This is a genomic window from Thermotoga profunda AZM34c06 (assembly GCF_000828675.1).
GTDB classification, from domain to species: domain Bacteria; phylum Thermotogota; class Thermotogae; order Thermotogales; family DSM-5069; genus Pseudothermotoga_B; species Pseudothermotoga_B profunda.
In genome coordinates, this window is the sequence record NZ_AP014510.1 from 1,934,261 (window position 1) to 1,958,025 (window position 23,765).

Here is a 23,765-nt window from a genome sequence, read left to right on the forward strand (position 1 = left end):
CCAAAATCAAACACCTATGAAGAGTCTCATTAAATCTTCTTCTTTCAAATTCTTATTTTCCAAAATATGAGTTAGTCTTCCATTTCTCATGACGCCAATGCGATCACTCATAGACAAAAGTTCAGGCATATCTGAAGAAACCATTATTATACTCTTACCATTTTCTGCGAGTTCCAACATGATTTGATATATCTGTTCCCTCGCACCTATATCAACACCTTTTGTGGGTTCATCAAAAATATAAAGTGTTGCGTTAGAATTCAACAACCATCTACCAATAATAACTTTTTGCTGGTTACCTCCAGATAGTTCCTCAATCAATTGGTCTCTGTCTGAAACCACAATTGAAAGTCTTTTGACAGTCTGGGTGGAAAGTCTCAGTTCTTCATTCAAATTGAGTAAAAATCTGCGTGATAACTTATTTTTGACGCTTACCAAATTTTCTACCACATTTCTTCCCAAAAACATTCCATACCTCTTTCGATCCTCCGAAACAAAGCAGATGCCTTTTTTCATAGCGTCTGTCGGTGATTTCAATACGACTTTCTCCCCATCTATGAAGATTTCACCTTTATCAGGTCTTTCAGCACCATATATCAAACTCACCAATTCTGTCCTTCCAGACCCAACCAAACCCCCTATACCAAAAATTTCACCTGCTCTCACATCAAAATTGATATCTTCTACGACACCTTCTTTACTAAGATCGCGTACTCGAAGGCGAACGTCACCAATTGGAACTCGTCTGCGCTGGAAAAATAATGCGGTATCTCTTCCAACCATTTTCTTGACAACTGTGTTCAAATCGATTTGTTCTAAAGGATATGTGCCCATCTTTTCTCCATCTTTCAAGATGGTCACCCTGTCTGCTATCTCAAACACTTCGTTCAAATAGTGAGAGATATATATAATACCCAATCCTTCTGATTTGAGGCTTTTCAGCAGAGAAAGCAGTGCTTTTGTTTCTTCGAGACCTAATGAACTGGTTGGTTCATCCATTATTATTACTCCGGCTTTTCTATGTAGTGCCTTTGCTATCTGAACCATTTGTTTTTCTGCTGTAGATAAATTTCCTGCGATCTCATTGGCATCCAGGTTGATTCCAAGTTTCTCAAGTATTTTTTGAGTCTCCTGAACTTGTTTCTGCCTGTCTATCTTGAAAGGTACTTTTGAATTCAATTCATTACCCAAAAATATGTTCTCGGCGATGGTTAGCGAGTCAACTATTTCAGCATCTTGATAAACTGTCGTAATACCAAGTTCAATAGCCAATCTGGGAGTCAAGGTTTTTACTTTTTTACCGAGAATGAATATCTCCCCTGATTCTGGTGAAACTGCACCCGATAAGATTTTTATCAAAGTCGACTTACCGGCACCATTTTCACCAACAAGACAGTGTATCTCTCCTGCTCTTAAATCAAAATCAACGTTCTTCAAAACGGTGTGTTCGCCGTATATCTTTACTATGTTCTTGAGCTCGACAAGAAGATCTTTCTCAATCATCAATGATCAGCTCCTACAAATTAAGGGGATGGGAATGACCCATCCCCACTATTTTTTCAGTTCAAAACATCCAATAGACCTTTATATTCTGGGAAATATTCCTTTGTGAGCTGAATCCACACTGGATCTATATCCCAAGGTACAACCTTGGTCTTGTCGTCTATAGTTTCAGGAGTGATAGGTGTTATGGGTAGGAAAATCCATTGTCTTAATGCTTTGATCTTACCTGTGACATAAGAATGCAGAGCCAAGAATGAAACAAAACCTTCCCATCCAGGTGAACTTGAGATTGAATACTTGATTCCACCTTCTTTGATCAATTCGATTCCATATGGAGCGCCATTAGTCGTAATAACCTTTATCGGGTTGTTCAATAAACCTCTTGACTTAAGCATACGAACAACAGCGGCACCCATTTCTTCATTGAAGACAAACAAAACTGAAAATTTATAACCAGATTCAATCAAATCCTGTGCTTGTTTCACGGCTTCATCTGGTATATACTGTCCATCTCTGATGGCAACTATTTTGTTTTTACCCAGCTCTTTTACGGCAGGTTCAAAAGATTTCAAAAACATCTGTACTGGTACATGCTCTAATCTTCCCATAATGACTGCGATATTCTCTCCTGGATAATTAGTTGCAACATACTGTGCGATATCCTTTCCCATGGCATCCCAGTTGAAGTCAATACAAGCAACAACGGGATCTTTTGATTTTAAGACTTCACCAACATTGTCTGTTACAACGAGTGGTATACCTGCTTTTGCACATTCTCTTGCCGCAATGAAAGCACCATTTGGATTGAAGGAGAATATACACATTCCGTCCACTTTCATGTTCACCAATGTCTGGATGTTTGAGATTTCTTTTTCCACATCATAATCTGAATTCAGGACTACAACTTCAACTCCAGCAAGGTTTGCTGCATAGACAAATCCTTCTACATCCTTCCTGTACCATGTGTCTGGTCCAGGAGTAACATAACCATAAACCAGTTTCTTTGCCATACCAAGAGATGCAAAGACAGTGATCAGAAATACTGCTAAAACTAATACCTTAAAGCCCTTCATATGCACACCTCCTCTATGTGGGGTTCGCTTGATGCGAACCGAAAAGAAAGTTTCTCAACCATGCCTCCCAAGAAACCAAGCAAAAATCTTTAGGGAAAGTCAATTTATTTTCTTTAATGACCCGTTACGATTAGAGTGTTTATTAAGTATTTGCGTGAAGTCAATCGTTTGACCAACAATTTCATCTTAAAAATACCAAAAATCAACCAATGAGTCAAATATGTTCTTTCTCTATATTTGCAAAAATACAATCAATATTCTCGACTACACAGCTTTGGGGATCAGATTCGCCCTTGAGCTAACTTTTTCTTGTTTTTTCTTTTAAAATCACTTTGAGTTCAAACAAAACGTCAATTGGCTGAAAAAAATCGATGTTATTCTTCTGATGAATTTGAATAAATTCAAGTGGGTGAGATGATGTTTCATCGTTGGAATTGGTTATATTCAGCTTTTCAAAGTGTATCAATTGGTTTTATGGCTGGTATCCTCGTAGCTTCGTACAGATTCTGCATCGCCAAGGTAGATACCTTAAGAGGATACGTGGTAACAAACTGGGGTGGTTTTTCATGGATCATACTCACGATATTAGTTGTATTTATTTTGGAATCAATTGTGCGAAGATTACCATCGATCAGTGGAAGTGGCATACCTCAGGTTAAAGCCCTTGTCTCAGGGAAAATCGACTATGAACCACTGAAGGTCTTAATTTGTAAATTCATAGGTGGAGTTCTGGCGATATTCAATGGTTTGTCACTTGGAAGAGAAGGTCCCTCTATACAGATAGGATCTACCGTAGGATATCTGTTTTACAAAAACTCTAAAAGTGTACTGGAGAGAAAAAGATTCATAATAATAAGTGCAAGCGCAGGTTTAGCCGCGGCTTTTAATGCCCCGTTGGCAGCAATAACTTTCTCGATCGAAGAGCTACAGATGGATTTTTCAGTATTCTCCGTTGTTGATTGCGCAATTGCTGCCATCAGCGCTGATTTTGTCTCCAGATCATTCTTTGGTATGACTCCTGCTCTTCACATTCAACTTGAAAAGGTTTTGCCTTTGAAACACTATTTGCTGGTGATCATCCTCGGGGTAGTTCTTGGAATAGTAGGCTCGTTCTTTGAAAGATTGCTTCTATACTTTGTAGATATCTTCGGGAGATTTAAAAAATTCCGTATCCTGATCCCGACGGCTCTCGCATGGATCTTAATGTATAACCTACCGCAAATACTTGGTGGTGGTCATGAACTAATAACACACAGTTCGTTGGGGTTATTTTCTCTGAAAACTATTTTAATTTTATTGGTTACAAAACTCTTATTCACAATGATAAGTTATAGCTCAAAGGCACCAGGCGGTTTGTTTCTGCCAATGGTTGCAATCGGTGCGATGATAGGTGCATCGTACTCAAAGACAGTTGCACTCATGAATGGTATTGATAGCTTCTATCTACCAAACTTCGTGATTCTTGGTATATCAGGTTTTCTCACAGCAGTTGTAAAGGCTCCATTGACCAGTATTATTTTAACAACAGAGTTGGTTGGTTCACTCAATCATTTCATGTCTTTAATGCTTGTATCGATCGTAGCTTATGTAGTATCCAGATTCTTCAACACAAATCCCATATACGATGATCTTTTGAACAAAATTTTGCAAGGCACTTGTGATAAATCATGTGATTTACCTCAAAAAGAAATGATCGCAGATATCAAAAAGGCGAGCGAAGACAATCTCGCCTAAACTTGTACAACTTCAAGTTTGCTCTCTTGTATTACAAGCTCTGTGAAATGATGACAGGACAAAGGTGTAGATCTTTTCAAGAGATTTGATAAGACTTTATTAGGTCCTACTTCGACAAAGTCTGAAACATTTGTTTTTCTCATGATGTTGCAAATTGAATCGTACCAGAGTACTGGTGAAGTTATTTGCTCTAATACATATTTTTTTATCTCCTCTGGATCTGTCGTTTCTTGACCAGTGCAATTCATTACGATTGGCCAGCGTGGTTTTCTGAATTTGACATCTCTGAGTTCTCGTGCCATTTTTTCTTTTGCACTTTCGAGTAAAGGTGTGTGGAATGGTCCACTAACTTTGAGTTCAACAACTCTTTTTGCCTTCGTTTTCAACAACTCCATAGCTGTTTTAACACTGCTCTTGAGACCACTTATCACAACTTGATCTTCGGCGTTGTGGTTCGCAATCCATACTCCTTCCAAGGTGGATATCTTTTCTTCAACTTCCTTGAATTTGAGACCTATGATTGCTGCCATAGTACCTTCCCCTGGAAGGACTGCCTGTGAGATATATTCACCCCTTTTTCTGACCAAATAGATCCCAAGTTCGAAGTCATAAACATCAGCAGCTGCAAGAGCAGTATACTCACCCAAACTATGACCAGCCAGTATTGAAGGGACATGACCATTTCGCATTAATTCATCAAAAGCTATATAGCTTGCAAGATAAATCGCTGGTTGTGCATTCTCTGTTAATTTGAGAACCTCTTCATCCTCGTTCATCAACCGGTACATATCAATTCCAAGTACATCCTTCGCTCTTTCAAAGAAAAAATACGCCCTTGGATAAATTGAGAAGTCTTTTCCCATCCCAGAATATTGAGAACCTTGACCTGGAAAGAGGAACGCTTTCATGGCAACACCTCCTCATAAAGCCTTTTAATTGTCTGTTTAAACTCCTGAAAAATCCTACAAATGATTTCGTTGACAGGTAATATTTCATCTATCAATCCCGTCACCTGCCCTGCCATAAAGGAACCAGAATCGATGTCTCCCTCCAGAACTGCTCTTCTTAAGCTGCCAACCAAGACTTGTTCTGCCTCAAGAGGGCTTTGTGCTTCAAGTTCACAAATTTGTTTTGCAAATGGTGTCTTCAAGACCCTTGCCGGATGACCAAGTTTCATACCAGTCACAACGGTATCTCTTATTGAAGCACTCAGAATCTTCTTTTTATAATTTTCATGAATTTCCGCTTCGAACGATGCTAAAAATCTTGTACCAATTTGAACACCCTCTGCGCCTAAAGCGAAAGCCGCAGCCATCGCTCTACCATCGGCAATACCGCCCGCCGCAATGACTGGTACCTTCACGGATCTTGCCACCTTGTTCACCAACACAATTGTTGTTACCTCTCCGATGTGACCACCAGATTCCATACCTTCCGCAACCACAGCATCTACTCCTGATCTTTCAAGCAATTTTGCCAGTGAATCAGAGGCAACCACTGGAATTACCGTTATACCATGTTGCTTTAATGTTGACACATACTTTGCAGGATTTCCCGCACCAAAGGTTACAACTGGTACACACTCTTTCAAAACGATTTTGACAAGTTCATCTGCATATGGCGAAGCAAGCATGATATTCACACCAAAAGGCTTATCTGTCAGATGTCTCGTGGAATGAATTGCGTTTGTTAGCTGTTCTGGATTCATGGCACCTGAACCTATTACTCCCAAACCCCCGGCATTTGAAACAGCAGCTACGAGTTTTGGAGTGCCGGCCCAAGCCATGCCACCCATGAGAATTGGATATTCTATTTTCAGCAACTCGGTCAGTCTATTTTTCATTCTTTTTCACTCCCACTAAAAGTGTTGCTGTCGCTACTACTTTCCCTTGAACTTTGGCGATGCCATTGACTTTGAAAACTCCCAATTTTGATTCTTTCAAACTGACTTCGTAGGTAAGAGTGTCACCGGGTCTTACCTCTGACTTGAACCTCGCTTCATCAATTCCAAGAAATAGTGGTATTACATTTTGATCGGGTTCGAGCAACATAATCCCCGCCGCCTGAGCAAGGCCTTCAATTATCAACACACCAGGGTAAATAGGATAATCTGGAAAATGACCCATGAAGAATATCTCACCAGCAGTTACGTTCTTTGCTGCAATCACATGATCTTTACTTTTTTCAATAACTCTGTCGACCAGAAGCATTGGAAAACGATGAGGTAATATTTTCATTATTTGATCAATATTCAACCTTGATACCTCCCAACCACGAGCGAAACATTGTGTCCGCCAAATCCAAAGGAATTTTTCATGAAATTCCTTATCTCAGTTTCAATAGTCTTTTTACCAACAACATTGATGCCAATCTGTGGATCCAGATTATCGAGATTTGGCATTGCATGTAAAAAGTTACTGTGCATTTGAAGGATTGCTATGACGAGCTCTGCCGCAGCCGCAGCTCCGAGCAAGTGTCCCATGAGAGCTTTTGAGCTATTGACAAAAACATGTTTTCCAAAAATTCTTTCTATAGCTTTTGCCTCTGCTACATCTCCTGCAGGTGTACTGGTAGCATGGCAGCTGACATATTGAATATCATCTGGGTTGATCTTCGCATCTTCCAGTGCCATTCTCATTGCCTTTTCTGCACCTGACCCTTCTGGATCTGGTGCACTCATGTGGTATGCATCGTCATTCATGCCAAAGCCCTTTATTTCGGCAAGAATTTGAGCATTTCTTTTTTTTGCAATTTCCTCAGCTTCGATAATCAACACTGCTCCACCTTCACCCATGACAAAGCCATCTCTATCAACATCAAAGGGTCTCGATGCTTTTTTCGGCTCATCATTCCTGGTTGATAGAGCTTTCATGTTTGCAAATCCAGCTATTGGTAGTGGAGCAATTGTGGCTTCTGCTCCACCAACGATTGCAACATCTGCATATCCATGTCTTATGAGCATACTACCCATTGCCACGGCATGACCTGATGCTGCACAAGCACTTACTGGGGCGAAATTGATCCCTTTCAATCCATGCTCTATCGCTACAATTCCTGAAGCCATATTTATTAAGAGCATTGGTATTAGAAATGGACTGACCTTTGAAGCTCCAGCCGATAAGAATTTATTGTTCTCTGTATCCAGAGTTATAAAACCACCCATACCCGAAGCTATGAGAACTGCAGTTCTCTCTGAGAAATCTGGTAAATTAATCTTTGCCTGATCCAACGCCTCTTTGACTGCAACGAGTGCAAAGTGAACAAACCTGTCTGTTCTACGTGCAAGTTTTTTGTCGATGAATTTTTCAGGATCGAAATCTTTTATCTCTGCTGCTATTTTCACTGGTAAATTACTTGCATCAAAACTCGTGATTGTATCAGCTGCTATTTTTGAATCTTTCAAGGATTGAAGTACTTCTTCTTTTCCTATACCAATTGGTGAAATTATTCCCATTCCAGTGACAACAACTCGGCGCACTCAATCTACCTCCTTTGCGTTCATTATACCCATCAAAGAAAAAGGCGGTCAAACCGCCAGTTTACTCAGTGAAAAATGTGGTTTTATTTTTTTAACATTGAAAATCCCCTTAACAGAAATATCTGTCTTTATGAGTGATAAAGAATTATTAGTAAAAATATTATTTAACCGAAATCGGATGAATTAACCAGGTAAGATGATCTTCAGCTACAGATTGCATCGGTGGCAATAGTTGAATTAAAAACAATTTTGACATCTTCAAGCCGCCTTGAATTCACAAATAAGTAATATTAATGTCACATCTGATCTCTCGACAACCGTGAGTAGAAGGCAAATGATTCACTTCTCTTTTTGGAGAAATATAGAGCCATGTCCGCGTTTCTGAGAAGAGTCTCGAGATTGTCTCCATCGGTTGGATAGAAGGCTATACCAAAATTCGCAGAGATCGAAAAAACATTGTTTTCAACAACCAATGGTTCTTGAATTACCTTCAGTAATCGCTTTGTGAATGTGGTGATCTCTTCAGTAGAAAAATTCGACAAGAGAAATACAAATTCGTCTCCACCCAACCTCGCTACAATGTCATTTTCGCGAATGCTCTTTTGAATTCTTAGAGCAATCATCTTGAGCAACTGATCGCCAACTGAATGACCAAATTTATCGTTGACTTGCTTGAATTTGTGAAGATCCATGAAAAGCAAACATGCAGATCTGTTCGTTCTTCTGGCAAGTGAAAAGATCTTCTCGGCAAATTCTTCGAGTAATCTTCTATTCGCCAAACCAGTTAAAGGATCGTGATATGAGTAATATTCCATGATGCGTCTTTGTTCTTCAAGCTCTTCCTCAAGTTTGATCCTCTCAAAGAGTAATCCAACCTGACCCGCAAAGAGTTCTGCAACTTCTATTGACTCTTGTGTAAATGCATTTTCATCTTCGAAATTATCCAGATTGAAGAACGCTATCGTGTCATTTTTCACTATGACAGGTATTGACAAGAGAACTTTTATCTGATTCACGCGACCTTCCGAGTACAGAAAATCTCTTTTTTCACTGTTCAAGAGTTCCTCGTTGATTTTGTGCAAATTCTTGATGATCTTCACCTTACCATCCTGTCCTTGTGCAAGTTCCTCTGGCCTGAAGAATAGATTTCCAACAATCTTTTGATCATATCCATAGACATTTGTAAAGACAAAAACATCGCCTTTTTTCATCAACAGGCTTCCCGCTTGAGCACCTGGAACGAGTTCAACGGCTTTTTGCAAAATATATTGTGATGCATCATGGATCCGTCCATTTAACACAAGTTTTGTGAATTCAAGCAATGCATCCTGAAAGGTGTTTTTTTTCAGCAATTCATTTCTCAAGATTCTCTCGACTCTCACCATTCTAATCGTAGTGACCAGCTCGAATAAAACAGTGGCAAGAACCGAAAAGATACCCGAAATGACAAATTCACTCAGCGAAAGAAAATCTTTCTTTGGATTACATTTAATACTATCTATGAGTACAAATTTTCCTTCCTCACAAACTACGATATCTACCAAGCCCAGTAATTCAAGTAATAATTTTGTATCTATCAACACAACTATTGCTTCATTCGGGAGATAATCAGATGCATCGTGTATTTTGAACAAAAGCCTAATTTTATCTTGAAAAACAACGACATACTGTTCTGAAATCAGTTTTTCAACATCAAGACTTTCAAAGTAGATCTGATCAATAACTGGATATCTTGTCTTGATTTCATTAAATTTTTTGTCAATATAAATCTGATCGTTATTTAAAATAGCTCTATAGATTGAACTTTGTCCGAAATCATTATCAAGTGTTTTCGCAATAAAATCAACGGCACTACGAAGCGTACCTCGAGCTATCTTGATCTTTTCCTCGAAGCGCTCTAAGTTCAATGAATAGAAAATCCATACACAAACACAAAAAGTTATGACAGACAAGACAGATAACAATACAACCTTTTTCAATAAGATCCCCCTCGAGCTTTCAATTGCATAACCAATAATATTCATTCAGATTAAAAAATCATTATAAAAATCGTGCTAAAGGATGAATAGATGATGAAAATTCACAATACTCTTTTGATAGTCAGTATGTTGAGTAGAAATTATTTCGACCAGAAATTAGATCTCGTATGATAAACTTAAAGTACGTATTGCTAACATATGGAGGTGATTTGATGAAGATTCTTTTTAAGAATGCCACGGTTTTTCCAATCACAAAAAAGCCATTCAAAGGAGATGTACTGGTTGAGAACGGAAAGATCAAACAGGTCGGTGATCAAATCAGATCGAGCAAAGGTGTTGAAACCATCGATCTAACCAACAAGTATCTCTTCCCAGGCTTCATCGATGCACATTCTCATATCGGCCTTTACCCTGAAGGACTTGGATCAACTGAAAGTGAAGGAAATGAGATGACAGATCCAGTTACGGCACATTTGTATGCGCTCGACGCCTTTTATCCTGATGATTCCGCAATAAAAAAGGCTCTCTCTGGCGGTGTGACAACTGCATTCGTAGTCATGGGTAGTGCAAATCCCGTTGGGGGACAGGGATTTGTCGCCAAATTCAGCGGAAAAACAGCAACCCAAATGTGTGTCATGAATCCCGTTGGTGTGAAGATGGCCTTTGGTGAAAATCCAAAGCGCGTTTATTCTGAAAAGAAAGTTCTTCCAAACACAAGAATGGGTACTGCAGCAGTTATAAGGACTTTCTTACTCAAATCGCGTGACTACATGAAAAAGAAAGAGCTCGCTAAAAAAGAGAATAAAGAATTCACCGATACAGATCCTAAGTACGAGGTGGGGGAAAAATTGCTGAAAGGTGAATTGGTTGCGAGAATGCATGCACACAGAGCAGATGATATACTCACAGCCATAAGGATAGCAGAAGAATTTAATATCAAATTTGTTATAGAACATTGTACAGAGGGATATAAAGTGGCAGATATCTTGGCAGCAAAAAATGTACCCGTTGTCGCCGGACCATTACTAACTTTTGCGACAAAACTCGAATTGAGAGATATGACAATGGAAGCCTTGAAGATTCTCACTGAAAAGGGCGTATTGACTGCTCTTATGTGTGATCACCCTGTTATACCACTTGAGTATGCAACCGTTCAGGCTGCAACAGCCATGAGATATGGAATGAAAGAAGAGGATCTCCTCAAAATGCTCACGATAAACCCCGCCAAAATTCTGGGTTTATCTGACAGGATAGGATCAATCGAACCAGGAAAAGATGCCGATCTTGTCGTGTGGTCTGGACATCCATTTGATATGAAAGCCATCGTTGAAAAAGTATTCATCGAAGGTGAATTGATATACTCTCGATAAAGACTAAAAGGCGGTATCAACCGCCTTTTAGTGCCTCAAATATTAAATGTAATACTTTTAGGATTGCTTCATGTTGGGGTAGTGATACAATTAATGTTTTTTTCCTCATTCCAGCAGTCGGAGATGTCAATATACATTCTTTGTGTTGTGCGAGTAATTCACACAAATAAGTTTCAAGTGTATAAACTCTTTCATCACAGATTCTTTTCACCGCCGTACTGGAAACTGCCGCACTTCTTACATCCACACCACCCAAGATGAGTAAGAGATCAACCGATCTTTCCGCCTCCTCAAAGATTAACTCTGCTATTTGATCAACATCTTGTGGTACTCTTTTGATCTTCACCTGTACTGGTAAAAGAACCAGTGTCTTTTCCAATTTTTCAACGAATGAATCATCTCCATCAACAATCAGACAAGTGAAATTCATATCCAAAATCATCTCCAAGGATCATATTCACCCGAGAGAAATTTATCTATCCAATAAGCTGCCCTCTTACCTGCGCCCATCGCTTCAATAACGGTTGCTGCTCCCGTTACTATATCTCCACCGGCAAAAACTTTCCTAAGGCTGGTTGCACCAGTTTCACTATCGGCAATTACATAACCATATTTGTTGAGTGTCAAGCCTTTGAACTGACTCAGCAAAAATCTATTTGCATCTGTACCTATAGCCTCCACAACCATATCGGTTTCTATTATAAATCTACTATCTTCGATCGGAATAGGTCTTCTCCTTCCAGATTCGTCTGGCTCACCAAGTTCCATACTTATGCACTCAACTCCAGTTACTCTACCTTTCTCATCTCCTATGTATCTGAGTGGTTGAGTCAACCATTTGAATTTTATACCCTCTTCAACAGCATGGAGATATTCCTCTCTTCGAGCAGGCATTTCTTGTTCCGTTCTTCTGTAGACAACTACTACATCCTTTGCTCCCAATCTCAAGGCACTCCTTGCCGCATCCATTGCAACATTTCCACCACCAACTATCACAACATTTTTCCCTTTTTTCACAGGTGTATCGTACTCTGGGAATAGATATGCCTTCATGAGATTAACCCTGGTCAAAAATTCATTGGCAGAATAAACTCCATTGAGATTTGTACCTGGTATTTTCATAAACTTTGGTGTACCTGCACCAACACCTATAAAGATTGCATCATATTTGTCCAAAAGCTCTTCAACTGGTATTGCCTTACCAACAGGTGTGTTCAAATGAATTTTCACCGATAATGATTCAATATACCTGACTTCTCTTTCAACTATTGATTTTGGCAATCTAAACTCTGGTATACCATAAACCAATACCCCACCAGGTTTGTGTAAGGTTTCAAAAATATCAACTGAATATCCCATCTTTGCAAGATCTGCCGCAACAGTTAGTCCGGCTGGGCCAGAGCCGATTACTGCGATCTTCTTTTCTCTCGGAGGTTGTGGATCCACTTTTAAATCTTTAATATTGGCTGCTTCCCAGTCTGCCACAAATCGTTCAAGTCTACCAATTGCAACTGGCTCTGAACCAGGTATTTTACCGACAACACATTTTTCCTCACATTGAACCTCCTGTGGGCAAACTCTCCCACATATCGCAGGAAGATTGTTGTATTTTTTGAGAATCTTTGCAGATTCTTCAAAGTTTCCTTCTTTGATTTTTCTTATGAAACCCGGTATATCTATACCCACTGGACAACCACTCACACATGGATGTGCTGGACATTGTAAGCATCTTCTTGCCTCGAGAACTGCTTGTTCTTCAGAGTAACCAAGTGCAACTTCAGAGAAATTCTTAATTCTCTCATGGGGTTCCTGCTCTGGCATTGGTGTTTTTCTCGCTGGTGGTCTTACAGCCACGAAAGATCACCCACACTTTCTTTGAATTTTTTCAAACTCAACTCTTCTTCCTCTCGATATTGAGTCAATCTCATGAGCAATTCATCCCAATCAACCTTTGTTCCATCGAATTCCGGGCCATCAACGCATGCAAATTTCATCTGGCCATCCACTGTAACTCTGCAAGCACCACACATACCCGTTCCATCTACCATGATTGGGTTCAAAGACACCCAAATCTTCAATCCAATTTCCTTGGCTTTGAGACTACAGAACTTCATCATGATAGTCGGTCCGACGGCCCAAGCGATATCTATTCTCGCTTTGCTCATGACTAAATCCATACCATCTGTGACAACACCTTTCAAACCCATTGAACCATCATCTGTTGTGACAATCAATTCGTCAGCGAATTTTTCAAATTCTTCGAGCATTATCACATATTCTTTACTACGCCCTCCCAGTACGACAAACAACTTGTTGTTGTGTTTCTTGAGCTCCTTTGCGATTGGCAGTAACGTTGCTATACCAACTCCACCACCAACCAACATAACATTTCCAAAATGTTCTATCTCGCTTGGATTACCCAAAGGTCCTATAACATCTGCCAAAAAATCGTTCTCATTTTTCATACACAACTCGTATGTGGTCTTTCCAACTGCTCTCACAACCATGCGAAAGCTGTCTTCATAGATATCAGCTATCGTCAAAGGTATCCGTTCACCTTTCTCAGTGGTTCTCACTACAACAAATTGTCCTGCCCTTGCCTTACTGGATATTTGGTGATTCTCTACAACAAAATCATATACCTGGGGTGCGAGTTTTGATTTTCTTATAATCCTGTTTTCCAAAATCTTTCACCTCCTCTAAACTTCTCTGTCCCTGTCTATTTAATTATAGACATTGACATGTAACAACTTTAGGGTTAATATTTTTATTGGACAGCGACCCCCCTATCCCCCCTTGGATGGAACCAAGCTGCCTGAGGAGCCTGCACAAGACGGGCTCCTCTTTTCCTTTTTCATAAAGAAAAGTCAGCGTTCACAGCTGACTTATTCAATCGTGATGCTTTTCCACTATATCAAAAAAGCCATGGAACAAAAAAGTGGATAAAGAAAAGTACTATGACTACAAAGTCCGTGTATCTGTGAAAGATCATCCATCGTTTCTTTAAGAACTTTCTCAGAAGATAATACACAAAAAGTAACACTATCCCAAGCCAGAGAATAAATCCCGTGTGGAATGTTATTCTGCCGAGTGCCAAATAACCATGCAGGATACCAGTTGCCACTAAAGTAAAACCCGTAAATCTGTGTATCTTTGACCCGTATTGTAAAAACTTTCTCATTGTTCTGAAATTCTTGAAAATTCTGCGCATTGGAAAAAGTGAAAAATTATAAAAAAGCAGTACAACGCTTATCCATGCAAAAATTTTGTACATCATAGGATACTAAAACCCACTTTAACAAATTCTTTGAGCACATCAGTACTGACATGATCATGTGAGCAAGATCCTTCTAATTCACATTCAAATTGAGAAGTGTAATCTTTTCCTGCCAGTGCATCTGAATCTACTCCCAAGCTTTTTTGCCAATTAATATTTGTAACATCATAAACGATATTCCCGACCATGATGAAGGCTTTGTACGTTTCAATCCTACTCGTTGCACGAATTGATTTTCCATCGAATTTAGCAAGATCTTTCTCATCAAAAACCAAAAGACCTATTGGATAAATTCTCGACAGCATGGCTTCATGACCTGGTTGTTGTCTTATTTCAAAAGTAAGTTCACTGCCAGCAGGATAGCCATAATGTGAACCATCCTTCAAGGTTTTTGACTGAGTCATATCATAAACAACACCAAAGGCAGAGACATAAGCCTTGTTTTTGTTCTTCCCATCGAATTTCGCTAATTGATCAGGAGTGAATACAAGAATCGCAAACGGTGTAACTCGTTCGAGTAACTTCGCACCATGAGGCGACAATTTAAGAATATCGTAAGTCAATTCTGCACCCGCATTGTGTCTATTCTGATGAACGCCACTTTTCCAGCGTGCAGAGTTAGAAACATCATAGACTACACCCCTTACTGCAACCAAAGCGGGTTGTTTTTTACCATCATAGGCGATTAGATCATCAATTGTCAGTGCCAAAATACCCACAAATCTGTCCTCAGTTAAAAGTTCTGGTTTGATTTCAGATTTTGTCAAAAATTTCTTGTTTGCATTGATCCTAAATACATTGCCTTCAATCGAAACATACTCATCGGTTTGGAGAAATCTCTGAAGGCTTACAAGTGTTATATTGCCATTGAATTTTGTCACATCAAAAGTACGTAGATCTACCTGAGCAATAACCAACAAAGCAGGAAGAACAAGGGCGATAAGCGCAATCTTATTCATTCAGATACCTCCTTGTTTCTTATTGTAGCATAAAGTGTGAAAAATTGTAGTTATTTCAACAAAGGATGGACTATACTCAACTCTTTATTGCACCCTCAAGGATACCTGAGATGATCTTCTTCTCGAAGATCAGGAAAACAACGATTATAGGAATACCAGCAACCGTTGAAGCAGCCATCAAAGTTGGCCAAGTGAAAACATTCAATTTTTGATACAGTGCCAAGCCTATTTGTACAGTTCTCATCTCACGAGAAGTTGTCAATAGTGAACTACAACTTAATTTTGTCAACAGGCAATTCATCTCCATCTACAGAGTATGGAGACTTCCTGCCATTATTGTCATTATAATGTTAAAGGACAATGATTTTCTTTAACGGAAAGATCCTATCTGGGACCAGTAGCCAAAGTTCTATGGAACGAATAATTAATTAATAAGGCTTGCCCACCCCAAGTACCATATCTTTTGAGGACAGAAAAACTGGTAAATTTCAAATAGTACCATCAAAATGCCCAGAAGTTTCGATTATCCTACCACGTAGAAGAAGCTTTTTAGCGCATTGCTTCCGAATCTATGGTTCAAATAATCGGAATGATCAAGAAATTTTCCATAGTGTGTTACAATAAAGTTGTAATGAAAGAGAAGAACTTCAAGTTTGAGTGGTGTCAACTTAGAGGAGGTATTAATAAGCCCAGTCATGAATAATTCAGATTTTTCACACAACAGGAATATAAATAGATCAACAATAATCATAGGCGATAGCAGAAAAATGATAGAAGTCGGCACAGAAAGCATAGATTTTATTGTAACATCACCTCCGTATTGGCACATCAAGGACTACGGAATTCCAGGTCAGATAGGATATGGACAGTCTTTGCACGAATATCTGATAGATTTATACAGAGTATGGAAAGAATGTTACAGGGTTCTTAAACCCGGGAGAAGACTGTGTATTAACATTGGCGACCAATTTGCACGCTCCGTAGTTTATGGAAGGTACAAGGTAATCCCGCTGCATGCAGAGGTTATAGCTCAGTGTGAAGATATTGGTTTCGATTATATGGGGGCAGTAATATGGCAGAAAAAAACGACTATGAATACAACTGGTGGGGCAAATATTATGGGCTCATATCCTTATCCACCAAACGGAATGGTTGAAATAGATTACGAGTTCATATTAATCTTTAAGAAACCCGGGGAATACTCTAAACCTTCTAAAGAGATAAAGGAAGAATCCAAGCTATCAGAAGAAGAATGGAAAGAGTATTTTTACGGACATTGGTATTTTGGTGGGGTAAAGCAGATAGACCACGAAGCTATGTTTCCTGAAGAATTGCCTAAGAGATTAATTAAAATGTACACATTTGTAGGTGATACTGTCCTTGATCCATTTTTGGGAAGCGGAACAACTGCGAAGGCCGCTTTAGATTTAGAAAGAAATTCAATTGGCTATGAAATAAATGAGAACTTCTTGGATTTTATACTGAGAAAAATCAATGTCAATGATGATTTGTTCAAAAGAAAGACGGTGGAAGTAATTAAAAGGGAAAATCAAGTTACAGTTGATAGTGTGTACTATATACCAAGAATAAAAGACAGCAAACCACAAATCGATCCAGCCAAATTTAAATTTGCTGGCGATAGGTTATACAGGGTTACAGAGATCCTTGGAGAAAACACTATAAAGTTAGATACAGGCTTGGTTGTGATGTTTTTAGGTGTTAAGGTAACGAAAAAGGAAGAGACAATTAGGTATTTAAAAGAGTATGTTTTGAGAAAGGAAGTGTTTCTCAAATTTGACAACAACGGAATTAGAAGCGAGAAAACTATCGAAGCTTACGTTTATCTAAAAAATAGGATCTTTATAAACGCTTACCTCATTCGATCTGGTCTGGCAATTGCAGACTCTTCAAAGGAATACAAATACAAGATGACTTTTGAAAAATTACAGGTAAGTGCACAAACTTTGAGAGAAGGATAGTCTATGGCAAGAGAATGGATACTGAATATGGCAACCAACAGATGGGGGTTAAACAAAAAAGACTCCGTTGGACCATTATCTGAGTGGATACGAACCTGTAATCCAAAAAATACTGAGGATTGGGAGAAATTCTACTTTGGAAAACTTTCGGAATTCCTTCAAAACAAGGGAATCAAATTAACTCCTGAACAATACCTTCAAGATCTTGGAAAAAAGCTTTTTGTGAAAATATCAGAGGTAATTCAATCAGAAATCGATGAAGTAACCGAAGAAGATTGCATTGAATATATTCGGAATCTTGTTATAGAAAGAACATTTATGGGTTACCAAACTGAGATCAAAACTATATACGGGAAGCTACAAAAAGTATTGGAAGTCAAAATAGAGCCAGCTCCCGATGAATGGGACAGACTTTACAACGTTGATTTTTTTATCAATGTTAACAAAAAATACATAGGAATTCAGGTGAAACCAATAACTTATAACCAAACTCCTGAATTATATAGATGGAAAGAATGGTTGGCAGAAAGTCACAGAAAGTTCGAAGAAAGATTTGGAGGAAAAGTATTTGTTGTTTTTTCATGCAGCGTGGAGAATGGCAAGAAAGAAATCTACAATAAAGAGATTATTGAAGAAATAAAAAACGAAATCAACAGGTTGAAGAAAAATATTAGAATTTCGAAGGAATAATAAACGCTGGCATGTAACCGGTCCTCGTATGAGGAAAGCTGTCAGCTTCTATCAACCTTTCACGCAATGATTTTTTATAGACAAAGCACTATGATACCTTAGACTGCCTGCATGTATTACGGGAGGTACGAAACCCTTATCAAGCGTGTACATCTTCAAGAACGGTGTTAATCCGGCACCATAACCATAATCACAACAGTTGAAATGACAATATCCAAGTTTCCAAGATGATTCTCTTGTAATTTCTTCCCTATCTTTGTGATATTATTTGGACTTGTTGTGAAGTTATCGTCGAAGATTTCCATAAGCACCTTTTTGAAAGTTTTTTGATTATAGCTGACCTTAACCATGAACACGTAGACTTCCAAATCAAACTTTGAACCATAACCTATCTCAAGTTTTCTGAAAGAGACAAAGTACATCGATCACGCTCAAATCCTCGTGGCTATCTTGACAACTTCTGCCATGACCAGGAAAGTGTTTTGCGCAGGAGTACAAACCAGCTATTTTGTATCCATGAATCGCTGCTTTTCCCATTTGTGCCACTATTTCAGGATCATTTCCATAACTTCTGTAGCCAATCACTGGATTTGTTTTGGAAAACAACAAGTCCAAAACCGGTGCGAAGACCATGTTCATTCCAAGATCTTTCATGAATTTTCCAGCCATGGCACAATAATTCTGCACATAAGATGGCTCAACTCTACCAAACAAAAGATTGCCGGGAGATGGTGGAACAAATGGAATTACTTCGATTTGCCCACCTTCGTGGTCTGTCGATAGCAGAATATTTCGTCCTTTAATCTTATAGATCATCTCAAAAAACTCAGATTGATCTTCGAAGATCTTTGGATACAAAAGTATGCCACCAACATCTTTGTTGACTAAATACTGGTACTCTTCAAGGTTTGATACACCACAAAAGAATAATCTTTCAAAATTTTTCATCGTCAACACCCTCTGTTTTGTATAACAAAATTGGCAAAATCAAGATCATCAAAAAATTTTTTAAGAAAGGCTATTACAGAACCAAACGCAACTGTCTTTGAGCCATTTGTATCAAGTTTCCAGTTGATCTTTTTGATTTTCCTCAAAGTGACCTGTTCTTCGACCTTGTTGATAATGTCCCGAATAATCGTGTCGTCAAGTAGGTAGAAATCTCCACCAAGAATAAAGAGTTCTGGATCAACGAGATTCACTGCGGTAGCTATTTTGAAAGATATATGTTGTTTAAACTCGTCAAGACTTCTCTGATCTCTCAAAAGCACCTCTCTGTTTTTTTCTAAGTCTTCAATAGTTAGTCCACGTAAACTGGTCAACGGTACGCCTTCGCCGAGTTCACCTGCAGAACTGTTACTTCCTTCGTACAAAGATCCATTGATCACTATTCCTGCACCGAGACCGACTGGTTTTGAAAGATCATATGGTATCGCAAAGAGAAAATACACAACATTCCTCGCATCATTCAAATAACATGCAGCTGCAGCATTTGCATCGTTCAAGATCATGAATGGCATTCCTGTGATGCTATTAACGGAAAAGTCTTTAAGGCACAGTGCCTGAGAGAAGATTATTCGTCCTTTCGATGAATTTATAATTCCAGGTACTGCAATGGAAATGGCATTTGAATCCTTGTTCGTGTTTATTATTTCGCAGAGTATTTTTTCAAAATTATCAGAATTGATATTTACAGTTTTTTTCTGAGTCGAATATCGATTGGCAACAAAATCAACCTGAACTGTGCAAATTTCTCCCTGTTCTACAGACAGACCAACTATTTTCAACCACTCTGGATTCAGTGATAACAATCGCGACTTTCTACCACCTGAACTACTTGCGGGTAAATAGTCCTTGACAAGGATAATTCCACAATTTAGGAGAAATCTAAGATTTCTTGAAATTGTTGACTCATCCACACCGAGTTCGGTTCCAATATTCTGCGCAGTAGAAGGCTTCATACTGAGGGACTTGAGTATTTTATGCTGAATTGAGTTGATCAAAATTACACCTCCATTTGGTTGATTGCATCCTGCAACTAACTTACCAAATCAAAACCACAAAGTCAAAGAACATCAATGGCCATATCAACCCAAAGAATGCGATATATCCTTTTTATCATCGAATTTCTTATCTTTTCTTATTATTGCTCGTAATTTCTCATCATTTGGTGAAAAAGTATGAATGATACGAAAACTATCTTTTTACTTCTTCATATGCTTGATGTAGGTTTCAAGCGGTTTTTCCGAGATTCAAAATCATTATTTTGGTATATACAAGGAAAAGTCTGACTCCAAGTTGTTCACCTTTGAATCCTTCCAAGTGATTATCTTTGTTGGGTGTTGTTTTGTTCCAACTCCATAGACCAGGAAACACACCATGGGTTTTCCAAGAATGACTGTACAATCTCTTGGTATTTGAACAGCATACTGCGTTTGAATAGAAGGGCCCTTGAAGTAATAAAATTTGTATGGTGCTAATCCAGGTTTCAATTCTCTTGAAAAATAAACCGCATCTCCCTTTCTAAAAGTAACCCAGACATTTTCCTGACCCATCACAAAGATTCTTATGTATCCTGTTGTTGGATCATCATACAATTCTTCAATAATCCTTTCCAGATCTGTAGATGTGTTGGAAAGAAAATTTGCAGCAGAAATATATTTGTCAATCACCGAATTAGGACCCATGGAAGTTTCAAGTCTCGATATTCTTTCACTCAATTCACTTATCTTCTTGTTCAAGCTTCCAACCATCGCTTCTTGGTTTTTTCTTTGTTTGACATAATAAAAAAATGAAAATGTAGATAGAGCAAGGCCACTGATCAAAGCAATTATGAACAAAAAAACGAGAAAGCTCACTAAAAATTCACTTTTTTTCCTTACCACAATTGACCTCCTTCCATCTCCTTACCGGCTCTACCCACCGCGTAAGATTTTTCAACAACCCCAAGTTGTACGCAAAAGAATAGTGTCGAAGAACCACCATAACTCACGAAAGGTAATGGAACACCAGTCACCGGTGTCAATCCCATTGCCATGCCCATGTTTACAAAAACTTGTAAAACAAACATCGCCATGATACCAACATTTACGAGCTGCCAAAATTCATTCTTTGCGAGTCTTATCGCGTTGGCTATTCTAAAAGTCAGTAGAGCATAGAGAACGACACAGATACCGATACCCAAGAAACCAAATTCTTCTCCTATGACTGATACTATGAAATCTGTGTGATTTTTTGGCACATATCCCCAGTTCGTCGAAAGGCCTTTTAAATAACCTCTTCCCAATAAACCACCAGAACCAATCGTGTGGAGTGATTGAGTGACGTTGTAAGCACTACTCTGCTTGTACATCGATGGAGATAGAAATGAGATGATCCTTTCTCTCTGATAATCTTTAAGCCCAAAGAAATACAATAAAGGCATCAGCGCGATAAAAAAAATCAAGATTATGAGTATAATTTTCAACGGAATCCGTGAACAAAAGACAATAACAAACCACAACATGGTGATCAAGATCGCCGTACCAAGATCTGGTTCAATCGCCACAAGTAAAGCAAGTGTACCAGTAGTCAATAGTGAAAAAAACATATGTTTTGTTGAAGCATTCACCAACAGTGTTGCAGTAACAAGAATTACACACATCTTCGCGAGCTCTGATGGCTGAAAATAACCAATTCTCAAATCGAACCAACGCCGAGCACCTCCGGAAACTGTACCAAAGAGAAGAACAAGCACAAGACTGAAGATACAGAGTACGTATAAAACCCAAGAGAGTCTGTGTAAATCCCTTTCTCTGAGTAACATCGTCAAAAATAATGCAGCCAGACCCAGTATATCCCAAAGTATCTGCTTTCTCACAAACATAATTCCATAATCTCTGGTGGCACTGTATATCGCAAAAAGACCTATTATCATTAGGAGAGCCACTATTATGGGTATGAAAATGTCAATCCTTCTGTTTTCCCAAGGCATCCTTTACCCTCTCTCTCATCCTGCAAAAACTACACTTCTCCGAAGTTGTTGGATAACCACATAAACAGCATTCTTTGAGTTCAACGTTATCATTTTTGAATAACTGTGATCTTTGAAATTGTTTATAGAACCTGAGTTTTGTCCCGGGTTGACTGACTTCAAGATTATTGAGAACACTTTTGTATCTCAAGGAACTTGCATCCTTAGAGAAGGGGCATTTCTCATCCTGGAAGGGTATGTTGTTCAAAAGAGCATATGTGTATATCTCCTTTTCTGTCAGCCAAACCAATGGTTTTGCTTTCGCCACAAGCTTTTGATGAGTTTTTGGCATGAAAGGAGCCTGTCTTTGTAGATATCCTGTATTCCAGCTCAAAAGATTCCCCAACAAAAAAGATACCTCATCATCAAGATTGTGACCTGTCACTAAAACATCATATCCATTCTCAAGTGCTATCTTGTTCATTAAATACCTTCTGACACTTCCACAGATTGAGCAAGTTGGTCTTTTGAGTAAGCGTGCAATTTGAGGCACAGTTAGGCCTTCAAAAAATTCCTTTATGTCCACAAACTTCAATTGCGAACCCATTTTCTTTGCAAATTCTGAGAGCGAATCCAATTGAATATTCGTGGTACCAACATCGATGATCAAACCATCGGCTTTGTATCCGAGTTTGGTCAAAACATACCACAAGGTCATGCTGTCCTTACCGCCCGAAACTGCTACGAGTACCCTGCTATTTTTCCCAAACATCGAGTATTCATTTATCGTATTCTCAACACGTCTTTCAAAATAATCAACAAAATGTTTGCTGCAGTAGGATGCATTGTGCTGTCGAAGATGTATTATTGCAACGTCAGAACATTTTTTACATTTCATTGGCCAACCTCCTATGAGTCTTTCTCATAAAATAATTCTATCATCGTGTGGTTTAATTAATTACGGTGAGAGGATCATGTTTATCAATGTCGTGGGAACCAGTAAGGTTAGTTTAGTCATGTGCAAGGTACTCGCAAAAAAAGATTTCTCGATAGGTTATGTCATTTCACGTTCAAGAGAAAGAGCTTCGGCATTTGTGAGAAAAATCGGTCAGGGAAACCCGATCAGTTATGATGAAGATTTTCTCTTGAGAGACATTGTTTTCATATCTGTACCAGACAGTGTGATAAGTTCGGTTTATTCAAACCTGAAGGAAAAATTGAGTGCAGATGTAAACATCTACCATTTCAGTGGTTTCTTATCTTCAGATATCTTTGAAGATGCCGATGAACGTGGATGGGGAAGAGGATCGATCCACCCAAATCTTTCATTTGCCGACGAAAAAATCGCTTTCAAACTGATTGAAAAGTGTTGTTTTGGAATCGAGGGAAATGAAAAAGGACTTGATCTTGCAAGAAAGATAGTTCAACAGATATCCAATTATTGGGTAGAGATAACCCCACAAGCAAAGGTGGCTTACCATTTAGCTGCCGTGTTGGCATCGAATTTCAATGTTGGACTTGCTTATCTTGCCAAGAAGTTATACGATCTATATGGTATAAATGGTTTTGAAAAGATCATACCATCTTTAATGATGAGTACCTCAAAGAATATCTCAACTCTTGGTGTTGAATCTTCATTAACAGGACCAGTTGCCAGAGGTGACTGGGATGTCGTTGAAAACGAAGGAAAGCTTTTCGAAAATTGTTTTCCAAAGTACAAAGATCTATATATGTTAATGATAGAAGTGTTGAAAGAGATTAAAGAGAGGTGAGA

General features: G+C 38.7%; 24 protein-coding genes. 5 read left to right on the plus strand and 19 right to left on the minus strand.

Going from position 1 to position 23,765, the window contains the following annotated elements:
* Positions 1 to 6: 6 nt before the first annotated feature.
* A complete protein-coding gene (locus TSP02S_RS09430; protein ID WP_041083628.1) occupies positions 7 to 1,503 on the minus strand; it encodes a sugar ABC transporter ATP-binding protein in 1,497 nt (498 codons plus the stop codon).
* 56 nt (positions 1,504 to 1,559) lie between these two features.
* Complete coding sequence (locus tag TSP02S_RS09435) at positions 1,560 to 2,576, minus strand: sugar ABC transporter substrate-binding protein (RefSeq protein WP_041083629.1); 1,017 nt, start codon at positions 2,574 to 2,576, stop codon at positions 1,560 to 1,562.
* A gap of 474 nt (positions 2,577 to 3,050) precedes the next feature.
* Here TSP02S_RS09435 and TSP02S_RS09440 point away from each other — a divergent pair, with 474 nt between their 5' ends.
* Positions 3,051 to 4,310 (plus strand): ClC family H(+)/Cl(-) exchange transporter, encoded by a 1,260-nt coding sequence (locus TSP02S_RS09440; RefSeq protein WP_171816338.1) that lies wholly within the window; start codon positions 3,051 to 3,053, stop codon positions 4,308 to 4,310.
* Here the strand turns inward: TSP02S_RS09440 and fabD are convergent.
* From fabD to TSP02S_RS10800, 5 genes are all read right to left on the minus strand, one after another.
* Positions 4,307 to 5,218 carry an ACP S-malonyltransferase gene (gene fabD / locus TSP02S_RS09445; protein WP_041083630.1) on the minus strand — a complete coding sequence of 304 codons (912 nt, stop codon included), beginning with the start codon at positions 5,216 to 5,218 and terminating at the stop codon, positions 4,307 to 4,309. The genes TSP02S_RS09440 and fabD overlap by 4 nt on opposite strands.
* Entirely contained in the window at positions 5,215 to 6,153 is a 939-nt protein-coding gene (gene fabK, locus TSP02S_RS09450; RefSeq protein ID WP_041083631.1) for an enoyl-[acyl-carrier-protein] reductase FabK, read from the minus strand. The genes fabD and fabK overlap by 4 nt, the downstream gene beginning before the upstream one ends.
* Positions 6,143 to 6,565, minus strand: a complete 423-nt coding sequence (fabZ, locus tag TSP02S_RS09455) for a 3-hydroxyacyl-ACP dehydratase FabZ (protein WP_041083632.1) — start codon at positions 6,563 to 6,565, stop codon at positions 6,143 to 6,145. The genes fabK and fabZ overlap by 11 nt, the downstream gene beginning before the upstream one ends.
* Positions 6,562 to 7,788, minus strand: a complete 1,227-nt coding sequence (gene fabF, locus TSP02S_RS09460; RefSeq protein WP_041083633.1) for a beta-ketoacyl-ACP synthase II — start codon at positions 7,786 to 7,788, stop codon at positions 6,562 to 6,564. Before fabF ends, fabZ begins: the two co-directional genes overlap by 4 nt.
* A gap of 296 nt (positions 7,789 to 8,084) precedes the next feature.
* Complete coding sequence (locus tag TSP02S_RS10800; RefSeq protein ID WP_082026013.1) at positions 8,085 to 9,812, minus strand: sensor domain-containing diguanylate cyclase; 1,728 nt, start codon at positions 9,810 to 9,812, stop codon at positions 8,085 to 8,087.
* 167 nt (positions 9,813 to 9,979) lie between these two features.
* Here TSP02S_RS10800 and TSP02S_RS09470 point away from each other — a divergent pair, with 167 nt between their 5' ends.
* Positions 9,980 to 11,137 carry an amidohydrolase gene (locus TSP02S_RS09470; protein WP_041083634.1) on the plus strand — a complete coding sequence of 386 codons (1,158 nt, stop codon included), beginning with the start codon at positions 9,980 to 9,982 and terminating at the stop codon, positions 11,135 to 11,137.
* A gap of 16 nt (positions 11,138 to 11,153) precedes the next feature.
* Here the strand turns inward: TSP02S_RS09470 and TSP02S_RS09475 are convergent, their stop codons facing one another.
* The 6 genes from TSP02S_RS09475 to TSP02S_RS09500 all read right to left on the minus strand — a co-directional run bounded on the left by TSP02S_RS09475 (position 11,154) and on the right by TSP02S_RS09500 (position 15,617).
* Positions 11,154 to 11,567 carry a molybdopterin-binding domain-containing protein gene (locus tag TSP02S_RS09475; protein WP_232503699.1) on the minus strand — a complete coding sequence of 138 codons (414 nt, stop codon included), beginning with the start codon at positions 11,565 to 11,567 and terminating at the stop codon, positions 11,154 to 11,156.
* A gap of 8 nt (positions 11,568 to 11,575) precedes the next feature.
* A complete protein-coding gene (gltA, locus tag TSP02S_RS09480) occupies positions 11,576 to 12,958 on the minus strand; it encodes an NADPH-dependent glutamate synthase (RefSeq protein WP_041084383.1) in 1,383 nt (460 codons plus the stop codon).
* Positions 12,959 to 12,981: 23 nt separating this feature from the next.
* Positions 12,982 to 13,821 (minus strand): sulfide/dihydroorotate dehydrogenase-like FAD/NAD-binding protein, encoded by an 840-nt coding sequence (locus TSP02S_RS09485; protein WP_041083636.1) that lies wholly within the window; start codon positions 13,819 to 13,821, stop codon positions 12,982 to 12,984.
* Positions 13,822 to 14,051: 230 nt separating this feature from the next.
* Positions 14,052 to 14,348: a hypothetical protein gene (locus TSP02S_RS09490; protein ID WP_232503700.1), complete on the minus strand. Its 297-nt coding sequence runs from the start codon at positions 14,346 to 14,348 to the stop codon at positions 14,052 to 14,054.
* Positions 14,349 to 14,410: 62 nt separating this feature from the next.
* Positions 14,411 to 15,373 carry a cytochrome b5-like heme/steroid binding domain-containing protein gene (locus tag TSP02S_RS11075; RefSeq protein WP_052465426.1) on the minus strand — a complete coding sequence of 321 codons (963 nt, stop codon included), beginning with the start codon at positions 15,371 to 15,373 and terminating at the stop codon, positions 14,411 to 14,413.
* 76 nt (positions 15,374 to 15,449) lie between these two features.
* A complete protein-coding gene (locus TSP02S_RS09500; RefSeq protein ID WP_171816339.1) occupies positions 15,450 to 15,617 on the minus strand; it encodes a hypothetical protein in 168 nt (55 codons plus the stop codon).
* Positions 15,618 to 16,068: 451 nt separating this feature from the next.
* Here TSP02S_RS09500 and TSP02S_RS09505 point away from each other — a divergent pair, with 451 nt between their 5' ends.
* Positions 16,069 to 17,352: a DNA methyltransferase gene (locus tag TSP02S_RS09505; protein ID WP_232503701.1), complete on the plus strand. Its 1,284-nt coding sequence runs from the start codon at positions 16,069 to 16,071 to the stop codon at positions 17,350 to 17,352.
* A 3-nt stretch (positions 17,353 to 17,355) separates the two neighbouring features.
* Positions 17,356 to 18,042, plus strand: a complete 687-nt coding sequence (locus tag TSP02S_RS09510; RefSeq protein ID WP_041083638.1) for an MjaI family restriction endonuclease — start codon at positions 17,356 to 17,358, stop codon at positions 18,040 to 18,042.
* 167 nt (positions 18,043 to 18,209) lie between these two features.
* On the opposite strand, the gene TSP02S_RS09515 is transcribed toward TSP02S_RS09510, so the two are convergent.
* From TSP02S_RS09515 to TSP02S_RS09540, 6 genes are all read right to left on the minus strand, one after another.
* Positions 18,210 to 18,464: a hypothetical protein gene (locus TSP02S_RS09515; protein ID WP_041083639.1), complete on the minus strand. Its 255-nt coding sequence runs from the start codon at positions 18,462 to 18,464 to the stop codon at positions 18,210 to 18,212.
* Positions 18,436 to 18,990, minus strand: a complete 555-nt coding sequence (locus TSP02S_RS09520) for a glycoside hydrolase family 3 N-terminal domain-containing protein (RefSeq protein WP_052465427.1) — start codon at positions 18,988 to 18,990, stop codon at positions 18,436 to 18,438. Before TSP02S_RS09520 ends, TSP02S_RS09515 begins: the two co-directional genes overlap by 29 nt.
* 2 nt (positions 18,991 to 18,992) lie before the next feature.
* Entirely contained in the window at positions 18,993 to 20,042 is a 1,050-nt protein-coding gene (locus TSP02S_RS09525) for an ROK family transcriptional regulator (RefSeq protein WP_041083640.1), read from the minus strand.
* Between the two features lie 258 nt (positions 20,043 to 20,300).
* Positions 20,301 to 20,924, minus strand: coding sequence for a hypothetical protein (locus TSP02S_RS09530; protein ID WP_082026015.1), 624 nt, complete (start codon positions 20,922 to 20,924; stop codon positions 20,301 to 20,303).
* Positions 20,918 to 22,012 carry an FtsW/RodA/SpoVE family cell cycle protein gene (locus TSP02S_RS09535; protein WP_052465429.1) on the minus strand — a complete coding sequence of 365 codons (1,095 nt, stop codon included), beginning with the start codon at positions 22,010 to 22,012 and terminating at the stop codon, positions 20,918 to 20,920. The genes TSP02S_RS09530 and TSP02S_RS09535 overlap by 7 nt, the downstream gene beginning before the upstream one ends.
* On the minus strand, positions 21,987 to 22,889 hold the full coding sequence (locus TSP02S_RS09540; protein ID WP_041083641.1) for a TIGR00269 family protein: 903 nt from the start codon (positions 22,887 to 22,889) through the stop codon (positions 21,987 to 21,989). Before TSP02S_RS09540 ends, TSP02S_RS09535 begins: the two co-directional genes overlap by 26 nt.
* A 76-nt stretch (positions 22,890 to 22,965) precedes the next feature.
* Between TSP02S_RS09540 and TSP02S_RS09545 the strand changes: the two genes are divergently transcribed.
* Positions 22,966 to 23,763 carry a Rossmann-like and DUF2520 domain-containing protein gene (locus TSP02S_RS09545; RefSeq protein WP_041083642.1) on the plus strand — a complete coding sequence of 266 codons (798 nt, stop codon included), beginning with the start codon at positions 22,966 to 22,968 and terminating at the stop codon, positions 23,761 to 23,763.
* Positions 23,764 to 23,765 lie beyond the last annotated feature (2 nt).

Excerpts from the sequence above, each read along its gene's own strand:
- TSP02S_RS09475 (WP_232503699.1), bottom strand. The coding sequence starts at position 11,567 with ATGAATTTCACTTGTCTGATTGTTGATGGAGATGATTCATTCGTTGAA.
- TSP02S_RS09520 (WP_052465427.1), bottom strand. The coding sequence starts at position 18,990 with ATGAAAAATTTTGAAAGATTATTCTTTTGTGGTGTATCAAACCTTGAA.
- TSP02S_RS09470 (WP_041083634.1), top strand. The coding sequence starts at position 9,980 with ATGAAGATTCTTTTTAAGAATGCCACGGTTTTTCCAATCACAAAAAAG.
- TSP02S_RS09490 (WP_232503700.1), bottom strand. The coding sequence starts at position 14,348 with ATGCGCAGAATTTTCAAGAATTTCAGAACAATGAGAAAGTTTTTACAA.
- TSP02S_RS10800 (WP_082026013.1), bottom strand. The coding sequence starts at position 9,812 with ATGAATATTATTGGTTATGCAATTGAAAGCTCGAGGGGGATCTTATTG.
- fabD (WP_041083630.1), bottom strand. The coding sequence starts at position 5,218 with ATGAAAGCGTTCCTCTTTCCAGGTCAAGGTTCTCAATATTCTGGGATG.
- TSP02S_RS09505 (WP_232503701.1), top strand. The coding sequence starts at position 16,069 with ATGAATAATTCAGATTTTTCACACAACAGGAATATAAATAGATCAACA.
- TSP02S_RS09440 (WP_171816338.1), top strand. The coding sequence starts at position 3,051 with ATGGCTGGTATCCTCGTAGCTTCGTACAGATTCTGCATCGCCAAGGTA.
- TSP02S_RS09435 (WP_041083629.1), bottom strand. The coding sequence starts at position 2,576 with ATGAAGGGCTTTAAGGTATTAGTTTTAGCAGTATTTCTGATCACTGTC.
- TSP02S_RS09535 (WP_052465429.1), bottom strand. The coding sequence starts at position 22,012 with ATGCCTTGGGAAAACAGAAGGATTGACATTTTCATACCCATAATAGTG.
- TSP02S_RS09500 (WP_171816339.1), bottom strand. The coding sequence starts at position 15,617 with ATGAGAACTGTACAAATAGGCTTGGCACTGTATCAAAAATTGAATGTT.
- TSP02S_RS09545 (WP_041083642.1), top strand. The coding sequence starts at position 22,966 with ATGTTTATCAATGTCGTGGGAACCAGTAAGGTTAGTTTAGTCATGTGC.
- TSP02S_RS11075 (WP_052465426.1), bottom strand. The coding sequence starts at position 15,373 with ATGAATAAGATTGCGCTTATCGCCCTTGTTCTTCCTGCTTTGTTGGTT.
- gltA (WP_041084383.1), bottom strand. The coding sequence starts at position 12,958 with ATGCCAGAGCAGGAACCCCATGAGAGAATTAAGAATTTCTCTGAAGTT.
- TSP02S_RS09430 (WP_041083628.1), bottom strand. The coding sequence starts at position 1,503 with ATGATTGAGAAAGATCTTCTTGTCGAGCTCAAGAACATAGTAAAGATA.
- TSP02S_RS09515 (WP_041083639.1), bottom strand. The coding sequence starts at position 18,464 with ATGTACTTTGTCTCTTTCAGAAAACTTGAGATAGGTTATGGTTCAAAG.
- TSP02S_RS09540 (WP_041083641.1), bottom strand. The coding sequence starts at position 22,889 with ATGAAATGTAAAAAATGTTCTGACGTTGCAATAATACATCTTCGACAG.
- TSP02S_RS09510 (WP_041083638.1), top strand. The coding sequence starts at position 17,356 with ATGGCAAGAGAATGGATACTGAATATGGCAACCAACAGATGGGGGTTA.
- fabK (WP_041083631.1), bottom strand. The coding sequence starts at position 6,153 with ATGAAAAATAGACTGACCGAGTTGCTGAAAATAGAATATCCAATTCTC.